Raw genomic sequence first — 14922 nt, 5'->3', positions numbered from 1 at the left:
CTTTTTTTCTATCTTTTCAGGTGGTTTTTTTATTATTCATTATTCAGAGATTATACGTTTTGCAACATCCTCCATCAAGTTAAGAACATGATATAAAAAGGCAAAAAAATGACCATCCTTATTTAGTGCGAATCTAAAAATGAAAGGATGGTCTTTACTTTGTCTTTCCCTACATTAATCGCCCCAAAAAATAGATTGGATACCTTAACTAAATCAAACTGCCTCCATCAATATAGATTGTCTGCCCTGTAATATAGTTAGAAGCATCAGAGGCCAGCAGCACAACCACACCTGACAAATCGTTCACTTCCCCCAAGCGCTTGATTGTTACTGAGGAAAGGATCTTGTTATAAAAAGACGGATTAGCCAGCTCTTCTCTATTCATATCCGTTTCAATATATCCCGGTCCGATGGCATTGACCTGGATGTTATAGCGAGCCCATTCTTTAGCCAGCGCTCGCGTTAAATTAATCACTCCAGCCTTGCTCGCGCAGTACGGAGCAATGGCAATGGCTCCTGCTGCCCCGGCAACGGAAGCCATATTGATAATTTTTCCTCCATTCTGCTGTTTCATCACCTTTGCAACGGCCTGGGAGCAGAAAAAGACCCCTTTTAGATTGGTATCGACGACCTTGTCCCAATCCTCTTCTGTCACTTCAAGAGCAAATTTTGTGAGCCCGATTCCCGCGTTATTGATCAGGATATCGATCCGGCCAAATTCTTTTTTCACCATTTCTGCCATCCGATGCAAACCGGCAATGTCTTGGACATCAACCGCTAAAGCAAGGGACTTGCGGCCCATTCCGCGAATCTTCTCAGCCACCAATTCTCCTTCCTCTGCTTTGCGGCTTACAACCACCACATTTGCTCCATGCTGAGCGAGCGCTAAAGCCATCCCCGCTCCCAAACCTTTGCTGCCTCCTGTCACGATGGCCACCCGGCCCGTCAAATCAAACGTGTTCACGGATTCTCCTCCTCTATCGAGTTGTTTCAATGCTTGACCTTTATGTGATTAGCCAACCTTTATCACTCAAAACATCGAAAGGATGATCGATTTAGCAGTATAAAACCTTTCAGAAAAACAAACAGTAAAAAAAGACGCTTTTTGAAAGGATGAGATGTATGCAGGACACGTATGACGCGATTGTGGTGGGAGCCGGGCCATCCGGATCGGTTGCTGCTTATATAATGGCGCGTGGTGGTTTGAAAGTATTACTGCTGGAGAGGGGAACGTATCCGGGCAGTAAGAATATGTTCGGCGGTACGATTTATGCCGTGCCGACCGCTGAAATTTTCCCAGAGTTTTGGGAAGAAGCGCCATGGGAACGTGCTGTCACAACAGAATATTTATATTTTCTTGATGACAATTCTGCGTTTCAAATCGGATTTACAAACCAAACCTACGGAAAGCCACCTTATAACAAACTGGTCGTTCACCGTGGTAAGTTTGACAGTTGGTTGGCACAGAAAGCGGTAAGTGAAGGGGCAGTATTGCAAACTCATTCACTGGTTACTCGATTGTTATACTCGGAACACCGATTTAGTAAGGGAAGAGTCCAAGGTGTTGAGCTGGATAATGGACAAAAATATTATGCTGATATTGTCATCTTGGCCGAAGGAATTAACGCATTCTTGACAAAACAGGCCGGCCTGCGTTCCGATATTCCTGCCGAGACAGTGAAGCTATATGTAAAGCAGGTATTCCGTCTGCCTCGTGATATTATGGAAGAGAGATTTCATCTTGATGGTGATGAAGGAGCAGTATATGGATTTGTCGGATACCCGACTGCAGGCATCATTGGGAAGGCTGGCATCTGGTTAGGCAAAGAAACACTAGGACTTATCGTCGGTGGCTTTTTAAATCAGCTAGCGCAGAAAAGGATGAGCCCTTATGAACTTTTGGAACGCACGAAGCGCCATCCGATGATTAGCCGCCTGCTGCGTGGTGCGGAGCCGATTGAGTATGCGGCACACATGATTCCAAAAGGCGGCTTTAAAATGATTCCGCAGCTTTATGATCATCATTTGCTCGTCGCAGGTGATGCTGCGACAATGGTCAGCGGCAGGCGCGGGACGGATTTAGCTATGTTATCAGGCAAGATGGCGGCGGAAATCGCCTTACAGGCACATGCCAAAGGCGATTTTAGTCAGAAGATTTTAGCTGGATACGGATGGAAAATTAACGAGAGCTTTTTTATGAATGATATTCGCGCTAAGAAAAATTATGATAAGTATGTAAAGAAGTATCAGGACAGCGATTATTTAATCAGCCGGGCGATGAACGAGTTTGGCTCAGCATATTTTCGTGTCGATATGAGTGCTGAGCAGGATAAAATGAAAAGAATTCAACAAGAATTGAAGCAAATGCAACTTCCCTTGAAATCAGTAAAGGACGTCTGGCAGGCGCTTCGAAATTGGGAGGTACTGTAATGCAAAATAGGGGGATTACACGCACCGATATGGCGCCGATGGAACTGGTGCAGCGCATTCCTGCTGACCAAACGTTTATTGGAATCATCGATCCGAAAATCTGTCTAAAAAAATGCATCGATAAACCCTGCACGTATTTTTGCCCGACACAAGTATACCGGTGGCAAGACAATCGAATTGAGATTGATCAAGAACGCTGCATTGAATGCGGTGCTTCCATTATGGGGTGCCCTTATCATAATATTAACTGGGAGTATCCACCAGGAGGGACTGGCGTAATGTTTCAACACACGTAAACATTTCCATAAAAAAGCCATTTATAAATGATAAAATAAGGTATAATGGTGAAATTAGCTTAGAGTGGTGAAGGGCATGAAAAAGATATGTCGTATTTTCACGATGAAAAACAGAACATTCATGAGTAAAGCAGCTCCCCTCGTTCTAGCCAAGGGTAGCTGCTTTAGTTTACAGAAAGGCGGCGTTGCTCGGTATCCCTTCCAAACGACCCGGGAATCTCACGACTTCAGCCGCGTGGAGTGTCAACAGCCTTCAATTCTTGCTCGATAGCAGCTTTCATATCCTCATAATGAATGGAATCTATTTTCTTCCCGTTAATAAAAAACGTAGGTGTGCCAGGAACAGATGCTGCCTCCCCTTGTTTGGCATCCTGTTTGATTTCAGATAAATATGTTTTATGTTCAAGATCATGTTTCAACTTTTCATAATCGACTCCAGGTACGTTTCTTTTGGCTAGCTCAACCAAAAATTCTGGTGTTGCCCATTCCTCGTTTTCCTCCCCTTGTTTTTTATAAATGGCAGAATAGAATGTCCAGAAGGCTTGTTCATTTTGATGATAAATCGCTTCTCCCGCCGCAGCAGCTGTATAAGAGTCAGCACCAAGAATCGGAAAGTTCATAAACACAAACTTAACTTTTCCTGTATCAATAAATTCCTTTTTTAGCAAAGGGAAATAAACGTCCTCCCATTTTGCACAAACAGGACATTTGAAGTCAGCAAATTCAACAATTTGTACCGGAGCATCTTCTTTTCCTATGTAGGGCTGATTCTCATACGAAAAGTGATAAACCTTCGTTTTTTCTTCCGGTTTGGAAAGAGTGTAGAAAATTAAAAAAATACTCAGTCCTATAATTAAAAAGATAATCGTAGCTATGACTAGAGTTTTCCTATCGTTCTGTTTTTTCTTTGCCATTATATCCCCGCCTAGTCTGAGCTTCCCTGAACGATTTTTTAAGGAAAGCCATTCGTTTTACTGCCAGTTTATTAATAACTCTTTTCCTTTTTTATAATCTTGCCTTATTATATCTCTCGGAACCATGCTACCTCCGGTTGCCCACATAATATGTGTTGCATTTTTTATTTTATCTTTAAGCTTCTGTTGGTGAATATAATCTTGCCCTTTTCTTATGAGCGAAACAGGCCCATAAACACCGGCCAATGCAGATGGTTCTAAATGAATATTTTCTTCATCGATCATCATACTTAATAACCTGTACAATTGTTCGTCGGAAACTGTATAGCTTCCGCTTAAAAGTGGCTCCATTAATTTCCCAACAAATCGAGAAGGTCTTCCTACAGCCAAACCGTCAGCAATCGTTTTATTATCAATTCCAAAGTCTTGAACAGACACCTGATCATGAAGGCCTGTCACTAAACCGAGCAGCATACACGGAGAATGAGTTGGTTCTGCAAAAAAGCAATGAACATTGTCTTCATAGATCATTTTTAAGCCGAATGCAACTCCACCTGGTCCTCCACCGACTCCACAAGGAAGGTAAACAAATAACGGATGATCTTCATCAATTTTAATATTCATATTTTCTAATTGTTTTTGTAGTCTTAAAGCCGCTACCGCATAGCCTAAAAACAGATGTCGAGAGTTTTCATCGTCAATGAAGTAGCATGTCGGGTCTTGTAACGCTTGTTTTCTTCCTTCTTCTACCGCTTTTGAGTAATCCTCTTGATACTCAACGACTGTCACCCCATGTTTTCGCAGCAAATCCTTTTTCCATTGTTTGGCATCTTGTGACATATGAACCGTCACTTGAAAACCTAATTTTGCACTTATAATTCCGATGCTTAAACCGAGGTTTCCTGTTGAACCTACTGCAATGGAAAATTGTGAGAAAAACTTTCGGAATGATTCACTATCTAACTTTGAATAATCGTCTTCTAAGGATAATAGACGATGTTTTACCGCAAGTTCTTCTGCATGCTTTAACACTTCATAAATGCCACCACGCGCCTTGATTGAACCGGAAATCGGAAGATGACTATCAAGTTTCAAAAAAAATCGACCTGGAATATCAAGACCATAAAATTGTTCAACAGCCTGTTTCATTCTCGAAATTTCAACAAGTGGAGACTCAATCATTCCGTTTTGCCCACGTGTTTCAGGAAAAACATGCTGAATATAAGAACGAAAACGATGAAGCCGAGCCTCTGCTTCTTTTACATCCTCTATCGTCAAAAAGCAGCCTGACATCGCCTCTTCAACTGAAGTATGGTTTGGATTTTTCCAAAACACCTCATATAAAGAAACTAACTTATTTAAAAGATTTATTTCACATTTCCATTGTTCGATTGGCTTTCCCATTACTAATTTTTTCATTGTTCATCCTACCTTTATTTTGTCTCTAATAATTATACCATTATCATTCTAAGCCGAAATTTGTTTTTAGTAAGTGCCGTGTTCACTAAATTTCTTTTTAGTCAATGATTGAGATGGAACAGCTTTTGTTTCAAAAGAGCCAAACGTTTAACTATACATACAATCCACTCGTGTACATCGTCGTCAGGTGAAGGGCAATCTCATCTATTGATGATTCTTCTTGATTAACAAGCTCCCACATAAACATTTCATTCGCATAAAACCAAGCTCTTGCCACAAGGTTTGAATTCAAATCTGTTTTCGCTAACTTATTTTGTTGAGAATATTGAATATCTTCGGTAATCCGTTTAATAAAGCGTTCGCGAATTTCTTGCCACTTTTTTTCTATAATCGGTGATACTCCAATGGCTTCCTTTACAACTTTCATGATTTTCCGTTCTTGAACAGCAAGGTTTAAAAAAAGTCGAACTTGATGTTGAATCATGTCATAAGCTTCTTTCTTTGTCTTCGGTTCAAATGGACATTTCGCTACTTCATAAAATTTCTCCATCACATGTTCCATTAATTCCATAAATATCTCGTCTTTATTTTGAAAGTACACGTATGCTGTACCGTAACCTGTTTTTGCTTTTTTAATAATTTGCGAGATGGTTGCTTTTTGAAATCCATTTTCCAGGAAAACCGTTAAACTAGCCTCTAACAATCTCTGTCTAGTCTCTAGTGCTTGTTTTTGTCTCGTTGTTAGCTTCGCAATCTCATGTTTCACCTTTTCTCAACCCTCTCAATCTGTTCTCTGCTAAACTGTTAGCCGCTTTTTCTATATTACTGACATTATATCATTGACATAGTATCAATGAAAACTTATATTTTAATTATTAAGAAATGAGGAAAAATTATATATTTGGAGTGATTCCTATGAGCTTAACACGTGAAAACGCCCAACAATTGGATCAAAATGATCAACTCGCAAAATTTCGAGATGAATTTTATGTGCAAGATGGAGTTATTTATCTGGATGGCAATTCTCTTGGACTCTTGTCAAAGCGTGCCGAAAAGTCCCTTCTCTCCATCCTAGATTCTTGGAAAACATACGGGATTGACGGTTGGACAAATGGGGAATATCCCTGGTTTTATTTGTCGGAAACTTTAGGCAAAAAGATGGCTCCATTAGTAGGTGCCAAAGCGAATGAAGTAATTGTAAGTGGTTCCACGACCGTAAACTTACATCAATTAGTCTCATCTTTTTATGAACCAAAAGGAAAAAAGACAAAAATTTTAGCCGATGAATTAAATTTCCCTTCAGATATTTATGCATTAAAAAGTCAATTGAAACTAAAAGGTTACGATCCTTCTGAACACTTAATTCGTGTGAAAAGTCGTGATGGTCTTACACTTCACGAAGATGACATTATTGAAAAGATGACCGATGAAGTTGCTTTAATTGTTTTACCCAGTATTTTATACAGAAGCGGACAAATTTTGGATATGAAACGTTTAACAGAAGAAGCCCATAAACGAAACATTCTCATCGGGTTCGATTTATGTCATTCGATTGGCGCTATTCCCCATGCGTTAGACGACTGGGGTGTCGATTTTGCTTTCTGGTGCAATTATAAACATATAAATGCCGGCCCAGGAAGTGTTGCAGCCCTTTACGTAAATCAAAAGCACTTCGGAAAAAGACCTGGCCTTGCTGGCTGGTTCAGCTCGAAAAAAGAAAAGCAATTTGATATGGAACATACGTTAACACCTGCTGAAGATGCCGGAGCCTATCAGATTGGCACTCCCCATGTTTTAAGCACTGCTCCCTTGATCGGCTCTCTGGAAATATTTCATGAAGCAGGGATTGAAAACATCCGAAAAAAATCTTTGCAGTTAACACAATTCATGATTGATTTAATAAAACAAGAGCTCAACGATTATGGCTTTTCGCTTGGTAATCCGCTTGAAGACAATAAACGAGGCGGGCATATCTTTTTAGAACATAAGGAAGCAGCAAGAATTTGTAGAGCGCTAAAAGATGCGAAGGTCATTCCTGATTTCCGTGCTCCAAACGGTATTCGTTTGGCTCCCGTTGCCCTTTACAATACATTTGAAGAAGTTTGGCAATCGGTTCAAATCTTAAAAGATATTATGGAAAATGAACGCTACAAAAAATATGAAAACAATCGAGAAGTGGTGGCATAGCAATGTGGATCGATATTTCTCAACCGCTTCATAATCACATGGCTCACTGGCCAGGAGATACGCCCTTTTCCTATGAAATAGCTTTTTCAAAAGAAGAAACTGGCTCTGTGAATATCGGCAAAATAACCACGAGTCTTCATACTGGGACACATGTCGATGCTCCGTTTCATTTTGATAATCATGGCGAAAAAATACTTGAGCTAAATATCAATATTTTCATTGGTAAAGCACGGATGGTTGATGTAACAGGAGTAGAAAAAATCGGGCCGAGCGAACTAAAGAACGTTGACTTACATGGTGTCGAGAGACTTTTATTACGAACGTCACGCCAAAAGCAACCTGATCAATTTCCGACTAAAATCCCGTCTATTTCACCTGATCTTGCTCCTTATTTACATGAGTATGGAGTGAAGCTTATTGGCGTTGACGTGCCATCTGTTGATCCGCTTGATAGTAAAGAAATGTCCGCACATCAAGCACTTTATAAACATGGAATTATGATATTAGAAAATATCGTTCTTCATCATATTGAACCAGGTGATTATGAACTGATCGCTCTTCCGCTTCCAATAAAGGGCGCAGATGGAAGCCCGGTTCGAGCAGTCGTTAGACGAGTAAATACGGAGGGAATGTAAATGAGCAAACATCTTTCAGAAATGGAAAAAGAACGTGGTATTCATACGGATTTTAAAAACCGTATGACGTATGGCGAATATTTAAAACTTGATCAAATTTTATCGAGTCAAATCTGTTTATCTGATCATCACGATGAAATGTTATTTATCATCATTCACCAGGTAAGTGAATTATGGATGAAGCTTATCCTGCACGAGCTTCGGGCAAGTATCCGACAAATTGAACAAGATAACCTTGCTCCTGCTTTTAAAATGCTTGCACGTGTTTCCAAAATACAATCGCAAATTATTTATGCTTGGGATGTCTTGTCAACGCTCACACCTTCCGAATATATGGAGTTCCGCGATAAGCTAGGGCAGGCATCAGGCTTTCAATCATATCAATATCGAATGATTGAATTCGCCCTAGGCTATAAATCCGACCATGTCTTAAAAATTTATGAAAAAGCTCCTGAGCTATTAAAAGAATTGAAACAAGCGTATGAGGCACCAAGCATTTATGATGTTGCGATTAAACAACTGGCGAAAGCTGGATTTGATATCAACTCAGACCTCTTAGAACGTGACTACTCCAAACCATATAAAGGGGATCCAACCGTTGAAGCTGCTTGGCTTGCTGTTTATCAAGAGGTTGATAAATATTGGGATTTATACCAGCTAGCTGAAAAACTCATTGATATCGAAGACTGGATTCAGCAATGGCGCTTTCGCCATATGAAAACGGTCGAACGGATTATCGGACACAAAATGGGTACGGGTGGTTCATCTGGTGTTACCTATTTAAAAAAGGTGCTTAATCATTGCTTCTTCCCGGAATTGTGGAACATCCGTACAAAACTATGATATAGCGGCGTATTAGGCGTATTAGTGGATTAAAGTTGTTTCACAGAAAATCGCAAAGGGGTTTAGGGGAAATGGATGGGAGAAAAAAAGAACAATGGTCTTCAAGAATCGGGTTTGTCCTGTCGTCAGCTGGAGCAGCGATTGGATTAGGTGCAATTTGGAAATTTCCGTACGTCACTGGCATGAGTGGCGGCGGTGCTTTTCTTCTTATTTTCATTGCTTTTACGATTTTAATAGGACTTCCGATGTTAATCTCTGAATTTATTATTGGCCGCGGTGCTGAAAAAGAAGCGATCAGTGCTTATAAAAAATTAGCTCCGGACACGCTTTGGATATGGGTTGGCCGGCTAGGAGTTATCGGTTGCTTTTTACTATTATCCTTTTATAGTGTTGTCGGAGGATGGGTTCTTATTTATACAGGCTTATCTATACCGGGAATGATTATTAAAGATGGTGCAAGTTATTCAGAGTTATTTGAAGCGATCATTTCAAACCATATGACCACTTTCCTCGGACTTGCTCTCTTTTTACTCATCAATGTCATTGTCGTATCTTTCGGTATTCAAAATGGTATTGAAAGAGCGAATAAATACTTAATGCCGCTATTATTTATCTTTTTCATCGTTCTCGTTGTCCGTTCTCTTACATTAGAAAGAGCAATGGAAGGTGTGCGCTTTTTCTTAACACCAAGCTTTGAGAATATTACGAGTGAAGCTATTTTATACGCACTGGGCCAATCCTTTTTTGCTTTAGCTGTTGGGTTTTCCTGTATGGTCACATATAGTTCTTATTTAAGTAAAGATGTAAGCATTCCATCTTCAGCAGGTTGGGTTGTCATTATGAACATTTTTGTATCAGTGCTCGCCGGTCTGGCGATTTTTCCAGCTGTGTTCTCCTTTGGTCTTGAGCCAGCAGAGGGCCCTGGATTATTATTCATCGTACTCCCAACCGTTTTTTCAAAAATGCCGTTTGGTGAACTGTTTTTTAGCATGTTTTTATTGCTGTTTTTATTCGCTACATTAACAAGCTCATTCAGTTTACTTGAAATTATCGTTTCTGCCTTTACGGCAAATGGAAACCGTTCTCGTCAAGCGGTCTCCTGGGTATCCGGACTTATTGTCTTTATTGCTGGAATTCCTGCTGCCCTTTCATTCAGTTCTCTTGCTGATTTTCAGATTTTTGGTAAAACCGTTTTCGACGCGACGGACTATTTAGTAAGCAACCTTTTACTGCCGATTGGTAATTTACTCATTGCTTTGTTTATCATCCACAAAATGGATGAAACTTTAGTTAAGCAAGAGTTTCTACTTACTGGAAATTTCTCTCCTTCCCTTTATACAACGTGGAGATGGCTCATGAAATGGTTAGTGCCGATTGGGATCGTGATTGTTTTTATTAATTTAGTAACGAATTCATAGACTGGAACGCAAAAAACGAAGGGGATTCATCACCCTTCGTTTTTTCATATTATAACGATCACGCATTCTGAATCGATGAATTGCCCAATTGTTGAATGATGCGAGACACATCGGCAACCGTTTGCTCTACCAGTTCACTAGCAGGCCAGGTCGTGGATAAACGCGAGGCTTGCCCTGCCCACATGGACATCCATTCCGGACGGTTTTGCTTAGCGGCTGATTGCCGAATTTCACGAGTTAATACATGCTGGATCGGATAATCAGGAACATCACCTTGAAATTTCTCCATTTCTGCAATGAATGCATTTTTTATTCCGCGGGCCGGCTTTCCTGTCAAAGAGCGGGTAATTACCGTACTTTCCTCCGTACTGTTAAGCAAGGCTTCTTTATATTTTTCATGCGCTCCGCTTTCCGGACACGTGAGAAAGGCTGTTCCCATTTGTACGCCGGAAGCGCCTAAAGCAAGGCTTGCTACAACACCGCGGGCATCCATAATTCCCCCGGCGGCAATAACCGGGATGTGAACATGATCGACAATTTGCGGCACTAAAGCCATGCTCCCGATAAGCGCGTTTTGAAATGGGCTGGCAAACGTGCCGCGGTGTCCTCCCGCTTCACTTCCTTGAGCCACGATTATATCAACATTGTTTTCCTGAAGAAGAATTGCTTCACGAACCGTTGTTGCAGTTCCAATGATCATGGTCCCTTTATTTTTTAATTGATGAATGATATTTGATGATGGGATGCCAAATGTAAAGCTGAAAATGGGAACTTTTTCGTCAAGGATTACACCGATCTGCTCATCGAATGATTCTGTATATTTTCTCATGTCCGGAACAGAATGTATCCCTAATTGTTCTCGGTAATGTTTCAGATATTTGTTCATCTGTATGATTTTCTCAGGCGACTCATCTATTGGTTCCGGGCTAAATAAGTTGACCGCAAATGGACGTTCGGTCATTTTTCTTATCTCACGGATAGTGGCCCTTATCTGTTCCGGAGACATATACCCAGCTCCCAGCGTCCCCAGACCACCAGCATTGGAAACAGCTGCAACCAACTCCGGTGTAGTGACCCCTCCTGCCATAGGTGCTTGAATAATCGGATAGTCAATCTTTAACATTTTGGATACCTTTGTATTTGGCCACATATGTATCACACCCTTCTAAAATGGTATGTGGTAAAGCACAATCCAAAAGCCACTTTTCTAATCTCGCTTGCATGAAAAGCCAAATGAGTGTGTCAGTGAGTTTCTATTCTTGCCTGTGTCTTGCTTTTATTGTAAATTACAAATATCATTTAATAAAATGATTATATCTGACGTTCAAAACTTGAACAATAGTTACAGGATGAACGTATTCTTCATTGTTCCTTCACGAGATCCCGGCACAATACAGAAAAGTGCCAACGGTTTTCATCCGGCGTCGTGATGTATTGGTCACGCCGGCGCTTCAGGAATCTTTGCGCATAGCCAAGCAGCATTTATCGTTGTAACTTTGAAAGTAGCCACAAGTTTGTCAATGAATCTACACAGTTACTTCATATACTAATAGTGTAAATATTGCTATACTTAAGCTGGACAAAAAAAGCCAGGAGGAAAACGACGGTGTCACCAAATGTATTTCATATGCTATATCAAACCCATGCCCATTCATGGTTTTGGATTTTGCTTTTCTCCGTAATCAGTTTTGTATTCATCAAAAAAGAAAAAACGAAGCTCCAAAAGGTTACCCGTGTCTTATTGCGATTGGTTTCCGCTATTATGATTGTCACGGGGATTGCAATGCTTGTTACCCTTCACTTCCCTTTGGCCTATGTAGTAAAAGGAATTGTAGCCATCTGCATGATTGGTGTGATAGAATTAATACTTATTAGAGCTAGTAAGGGAATACAAACAGGTCCATACTGGGGGTTATTCATTCTTCTTTTGGTATTGGTGCTTTTACTCGCGTTTAAAGTGATCTCTTTTTAACATTAAAGCCAAAACCAGTTAAAGCCAGTTTTGCAAAACTGGCTTTTTCAGATCGAATATGCCCTGTCTGTCATGAATAACCAAACAAAAAAGCTGGAACGATTTTGTTTAGGAAAATTATGATGAAGGGATGAATCATATGCTTTATCTGCTTGTGGGCTTGGGAGGTATTGCAGGTGCTGTTTGTCGGTATTTATTAGGAATATGGGTCGGAGCAGGAATGTTATTCCCTTTCTCTACCTTTCTTATTAACCTGTTCGGCTGCTTTATTCTGGCATTTTTCTATACTTTAACTACTGCTCGCTTTACGGTGCATCCTTATTTTCGGTTATCGTTTGGAACAGGTTTTGTGGGCTCGTTTACTACATTTTCTACTTTCAGCTATGAAACGCTGGAATTCATACATCATTCACATTACATATTCGCGATTTTGTATACTACAGCTAGCCTGATCGGTGGGTATTTTTGCTCTTATCTGGGCGTCAAGCTAGGCAGTTACGAAAAAAAGCAATTTTCACAGGAGAGCGGGAAAAAATGATGGATGTGGTATGGGTTGCGGTTGGAGGATTTATCGGTGCCATTAGCCGTTTTATAGTGGTTAATATTGTAAATAAATGGACAGATTCTTCGTTCCCGTATGGTACGTTAACGGTAAATATTGTTGGTTCTTTTTTATTGGGTTTTCTGTATGGGGCGGATGTTGACTGGCAGATGAGCGTAATGTTTGGCACAGGATTCCTCGGTTCATTTACAACCTTTTCGACATTTCAGTATGAGATTTTTCAGCTTAAAAAGCTGAAAAAACATAAGGAAATGGTTTGGTATATAGGGAGCAGTATCATCATAGGTATTATCGCGGCTGCGATCGGTTTTCAGATAAGTCATTCGTCGGCATAAACAGGGATACATTCATTCTCTTAGACAATAATCATCATTCAGTGTTCGCGTTGTATTATCATCTTGTCTTGGTCATGAAATATCGTAAAAAAGTGATTAATGGCGGATAGTTCACATTAGAGAGGAGAAAAAATATGGAGATCTCACACGTATTGTATTTCGCCGCGGTATCAGCCATGCTGACACTGGCGCCGGGACCTGATATTTTATTTGTGATTACGCAAAGCGTCTCGCAAGGCAAAAAAGCGGGAATTGCCACGGCTCTTGGCCTGTGCTCAGGTGTAACTGTTCATACCCTAGCTGCGGCATTTGGAATTTCCGCTATTCTATACCAATCTACAGTCGCGTTTCAGGCGCTGAAATACGCAGGGGCGTGCTATCTGCTGTATCTTGCATGGCAGGCGTTTAAAGAAAAAGATGCGCCGCTTTTGCCTGTTGAAGCGATTACAGAATATAAGCTCGGCGCATTGTATCGCCGCGGAATTTTGATGAATGTGTTAAATCCAAAGGTATCGCTTTTCTTTTTGGCTTTTCTTCCCCAGTTCGTGACACCCGGTGCCGGAAATAACGCGCTACAGATGATTGTGCTTGGCTTTGTGTTCATGATTCAGGCCATTATTATTTTCAGCGTCGTCGCGCTACTTTCCGGAAGCGTGGGCCAAAAGATTTTGCACAATGCGACAATAAGCAAGTATGTAAATCTCGCAAAAGCAATCATATTTTCTCTTATTGGCATCCAGCTTGCGCTATCGGAAAAATAAGCAACCGCCCCCGAAAGACCTTATCTACCACTTTCTGGGGGCGGTTTCTTATGCGCTCCATTTTTTTCAAATTAGATACTTTGGTGAAACGAATGTATATCGTTCAGCTTATTTTTCGCAAACCGCGATACCTAACGGATACGTAGCATCTCTTTTCTCGCGCTCAAATGTGACGCCACGCTGATAGTAAATTTCCACTTGCGAATATCCAGAGAAAAGCTCGCAAAATTCCTGTTCTGTTAGCTGATGTACGTGAAACGGCACGCCACACGGCTTTCCCCTTCCCTTACCAAACGGCGTGGAAAGAACCAAAGTGCCACCCGGTTTTAACATCATATATAGGTTTTTCATAAATTGTGCTTCATCCTCAAGGTGCTCCAGTGTTTCAAAGCTGAGAATGGTATCAAACTGCCCCAGTTTTTTCGGCAGGTTCGGATCGGTTGCGTCTTCCCGGCGAAACGTAACGTGCGGGTGACCATATGTTTTTTGTGCATACCGGATGGTTGTCTTATCGACATCGACGCCCACCACTTCTTTCACAATTTGTTTCCCGTGTTTTCCGTTCTTAGCGATCATATGCGAGCCATAGCCGGCGCCGCAGGCAATGTCGAGCACCCTTCCTTTTGCGTAAGGAATGGCGAAGTAGTAGCGGGCCAAGTGTTCGAGCAACAATCCGTTCGTAGGTTTCATCAGATGTGGAATGACACGTTCTCCGGTTAACTCTAGCAATTTCAATCACCGCTTTGTGTAGATTTTTTCTCGTCATTTTATTGTACATAATTTCTCCCGGATGGACAAAAAAATCTCCCCTGCCTAACAGGCAGAAGGGAGCTCTAGTTAAGTTATGAATAATGGTTGACAAAATGATGATAATTGAGCCGAATATCCCCCCAGAATGATGCATTGTCTCTGACCTCGATATCAAGTTCTTCGTAGATTTCCAGTAACAAGCCACACAGTTGATATCTCCGGTTGTAATCTGTCTCGTTTTTAATGTGCGCCAAAAGCCTTCTTGCCTCTTCACGCATCAGGCAATGAAAATCTTTGCGCGTTGACGTCTCCATACTATCCACTCCTACTTCCTCACTTTTCTTGCTTTTCAATAAGAAGATAAAAAATTTATGCAATATTCTAACATATATTGTACTAT

The 14922-nt window shown here is 40.9% G+C and carries 17 protein-coding genes; 10 read left to right on the top strand and 7 right to left on the bottom strand.

Features of this window, described 5'->3' with window-relative positions:
- Window positions 1–208: 208 nt before the first annotated feature.
- Entirely contained in the window at window positions 209–964 is a 756-nt protein-coding gene (locus K3F53_RS09055; protein ID WP_091260223.1) for an SDR family NAD(P)-dependent oxidoreductase, read from the bottom strand.
- A gap of 158 nt (window positions 965–1122) precedes the next feature.
- On the opposite strand from K3F53_RS09055, the gene K3F53_RS09050 reads away from it, so the two are divergent.
- Together K3F53_RS09050 and K3F53_RS09045 are read left to right on the top strand one after the other, a co-directional pair.
- Window positions 1123–2430 carry an FAD-dependent oxidoreductase gene (locus tag K3F53_RS09050; protein WP_091260222.1) on the top strand — a complete coding sequence of 436 codons (1308 nt, stop codon included), beginning with the start codon at window positions 1123–1125 and terminating at the stop codon, window positions 2428–2430.
- Entirely contained in the window at window positions 2430–2726 is a 297-nt protein-coding gene (locus K3F53_RS09045) for a ferredoxin family protein (RefSeq protein WP_057898883.1), read from the top strand. Before K3F53_RS09050 ends, K3F53_RS09045 begins: the two co-directional genes overlap by 1 nt.
- A gap of 227 nt (window positions 2727–2953) precedes the next feature.
- Here K3F53_RS09045 and K3F53_RS09040 read toward each other — a convergent pair whose 3' ends face one another.
- The 3 genes from K3F53_RS09040 to K3F53_RS09030 form a co-directional block, all read right to left on the bottom strand.
- Window positions 2954–3640, bottom strand: a complete 687-nt coding sequence (locus K3F53_RS09040; RefSeq protein ID WP_220560565.1) for a DsbA family protein — start codon at window positions 3638–3640, stop codon at window positions 2954–2956.
- A gap of 57 nt (window positions 3641–3697) precedes the next feature.
- Complete coding sequence (locus K3F53_RS09035; RefSeq protein ID WP_236781851.1) at window positions 3698–5059, bottom strand: D-serine ammonia-lyase; 1362 nt, start codon at window positions 5057–5059, stop codon at window positions 3698–3700.
- A gap of 151 nt (window positions 5060–5210) precedes the next feature.
- Window positions 5211–5825: a TetR/AcrR family transcriptional regulator gene (locus K3F53_RS09030; protein WP_057898885.1), complete on the bottom strand. Its 615-nt coding sequence runs from the start codon at window positions 5823–5825 to the stop codon at window positions 5211–5213.
- A 149-nt stretch (window positions 5826–5974) separates the two neighbouring features.
- Here K3F53_RS09030 and kynU point away from each other — a divergent pair, with 149 nt between their 5' ends.
- The 4 genes from kynU to K3F53_RS09010 all read left to right on the top strand — a co-directional run bounded on the left by kynU (window position 5975) and on the right by K3F53_RS09010 (window position 10142).
- A complete protein-coding gene (gene kynU, locus K3F53_RS09025) occupies window positions 5975–7246 on the top strand; it encodes a kynureninase (RefSeq protein ID WP_091260217.1) in 1272 nt (423 codons plus the stop codon).
- Between the two features lie 2 nt (window positions 7247–7248).
- On the top strand, window positions 7249–7881 hold the full coding sequence (kynB, locus tag K3F53_RS09020) for an arylformamidase (protein ID WP_175493566.1): 633 nt from the start codon (window positions 7249–7251) through the stop codon (window positions 7879–7881).
- Complete coding sequence (kynA, locus tag K3F53_RS09015) at window positions 7882–8724, top strand: tryptophan 2,3-dioxygenase (RefSeq protein ID WP_220560563.1); 843 nt, start codon at window positions 7882–7884, stop codon at window positions 8722–8724.
- A 71-nt stretch (window positions 8725–8795) separates the two neighbouring features.
- Window positions 8796–10142 (top strand): sodium-dependent transporter, encoded by a 1347-nt coding sequence (locus tag K3F53_RS09010; RefSeq protein ID WP_057898889.1) that lies wholly within the window; start codon window positions 8796–8798, stop codon window positions 10140–10142.
- Between the two features lie 58 nt (window positions 10143–10200).
- Here K3F53_RS09010 and K3F53_RS09005 read toward each other — a convergent pair whose 3' ends face one another.
- Window positions 10201–11292 (bottom strand): NAD(P)H-dependent flavin oxidoreductase, encoded by a 1092-nt coding sequence (locus tag K3F53_RS09005; protein WP_057898890.1) that lies wholly within the window; start codon window positions 11290–11292, stop codon window positions 10201–10203.
- A 456-nt stretch (window positions 11293–11748) separates the two neighbouring features.
- On the opposite strand from K3F53_RS09005, the gene K3F53_RS09000 reads away from it, so the two are divergent.
- From K3F53_RS09000 to K3F53_RS08980, 4 genes are all read left to right on the top strand, one after another.
- A complete protein-coding gene (locus K3F53_RS09000; protein WP_057898891.1) occupies window positions 11749–12114 on the top strand; it encodes a DUF1516 family protein in 366 nt (121 codons plus the stop codon).
- 139 nt (window positions 12115–12253) lie between these two features.
- Window positions 12254–12652: a fluoride efflux transporter CrcB gene (gene crcB, locus K3F53_RS08995; RefSeq protein WP_057898892.1), complete on the top strand. Its 399-nt coding sequence runs from the start codon at window positions 12254–12256 to the stop codon at window positions 12650–12652.
- Complete coding sequence (crcB, locus tag K3F53_RS08990; protein WP_236781853.1) at window positions 12649–13011, top strand: fluoride efflux transporter CrcB; 363 nt, start codon at window positions 12649–12651, stop codon at window positions 13009–13011. The genes crcB (K3F53_RS08995) and crcB (K3F53_RS08990) overlap by 4 nt, the downstream gene beginning before the upstream one ends.
- 134 nt (window positions 13012–13145) lie before the next feature.
- A complete protein-coding gene (locus K3F53_RS08980) occupies window positions 13146–13772 on the top strand; it encodes a LysE family translocator (protein WP_057898893.1) in 627 nt (208 codons plus the stop codon).
- A gap of 108 nt (window positions 13773–13880) precedes the next feature.
- On the opposite strand, the gene K3F53_RS08975 is transcribed toward K3F53_RS08980, so the two are convergent.
- Together K3F53_RS08975 and K3F53_RS08970 are read right to left on the bottom strand one after the other, a co-directional pair.
- On the bottom strand, window positions 13881–14501 hold the full coding sequence (locus K3F53_RS08975; RefSeq protein WP_057898894.1) for a class I SAM-dependent methyltransferase: 621 nt from the start codon (window positions 14499–14501) through the stop codon (window positions 13881–13883).
- Window positions 14502–14614: 113 nt separating this feature from the next.
- Window positions 14615–14836: a hypothetical protein gene (locus tag K3F53_RS08970; RefSeq protein ID WP_057898895.1), complete on the bottom strand. Its 222-nt coding sequence runs from the start codon at window positions 14834–14836 to the stop codon at window positions 14615–14617.
- Window positions 14837–14922: the final 86 nt, after the last annotated feature.

The organism is Aneurinibacillus thermoaerophilus (genome assembly GCF_019603355.1).
GTDB lineage: Bacteria > Bacillota > Bacilli > Aneurinibacillales > Aneurinibacillaceae > Aneurinibacillus > Aneurinibacillus thermoaerophilus.
Note: the sequence above shows the minus strand (reverse complement) of the source record. Positions and strands in the feature narration are given on the sequence as shown.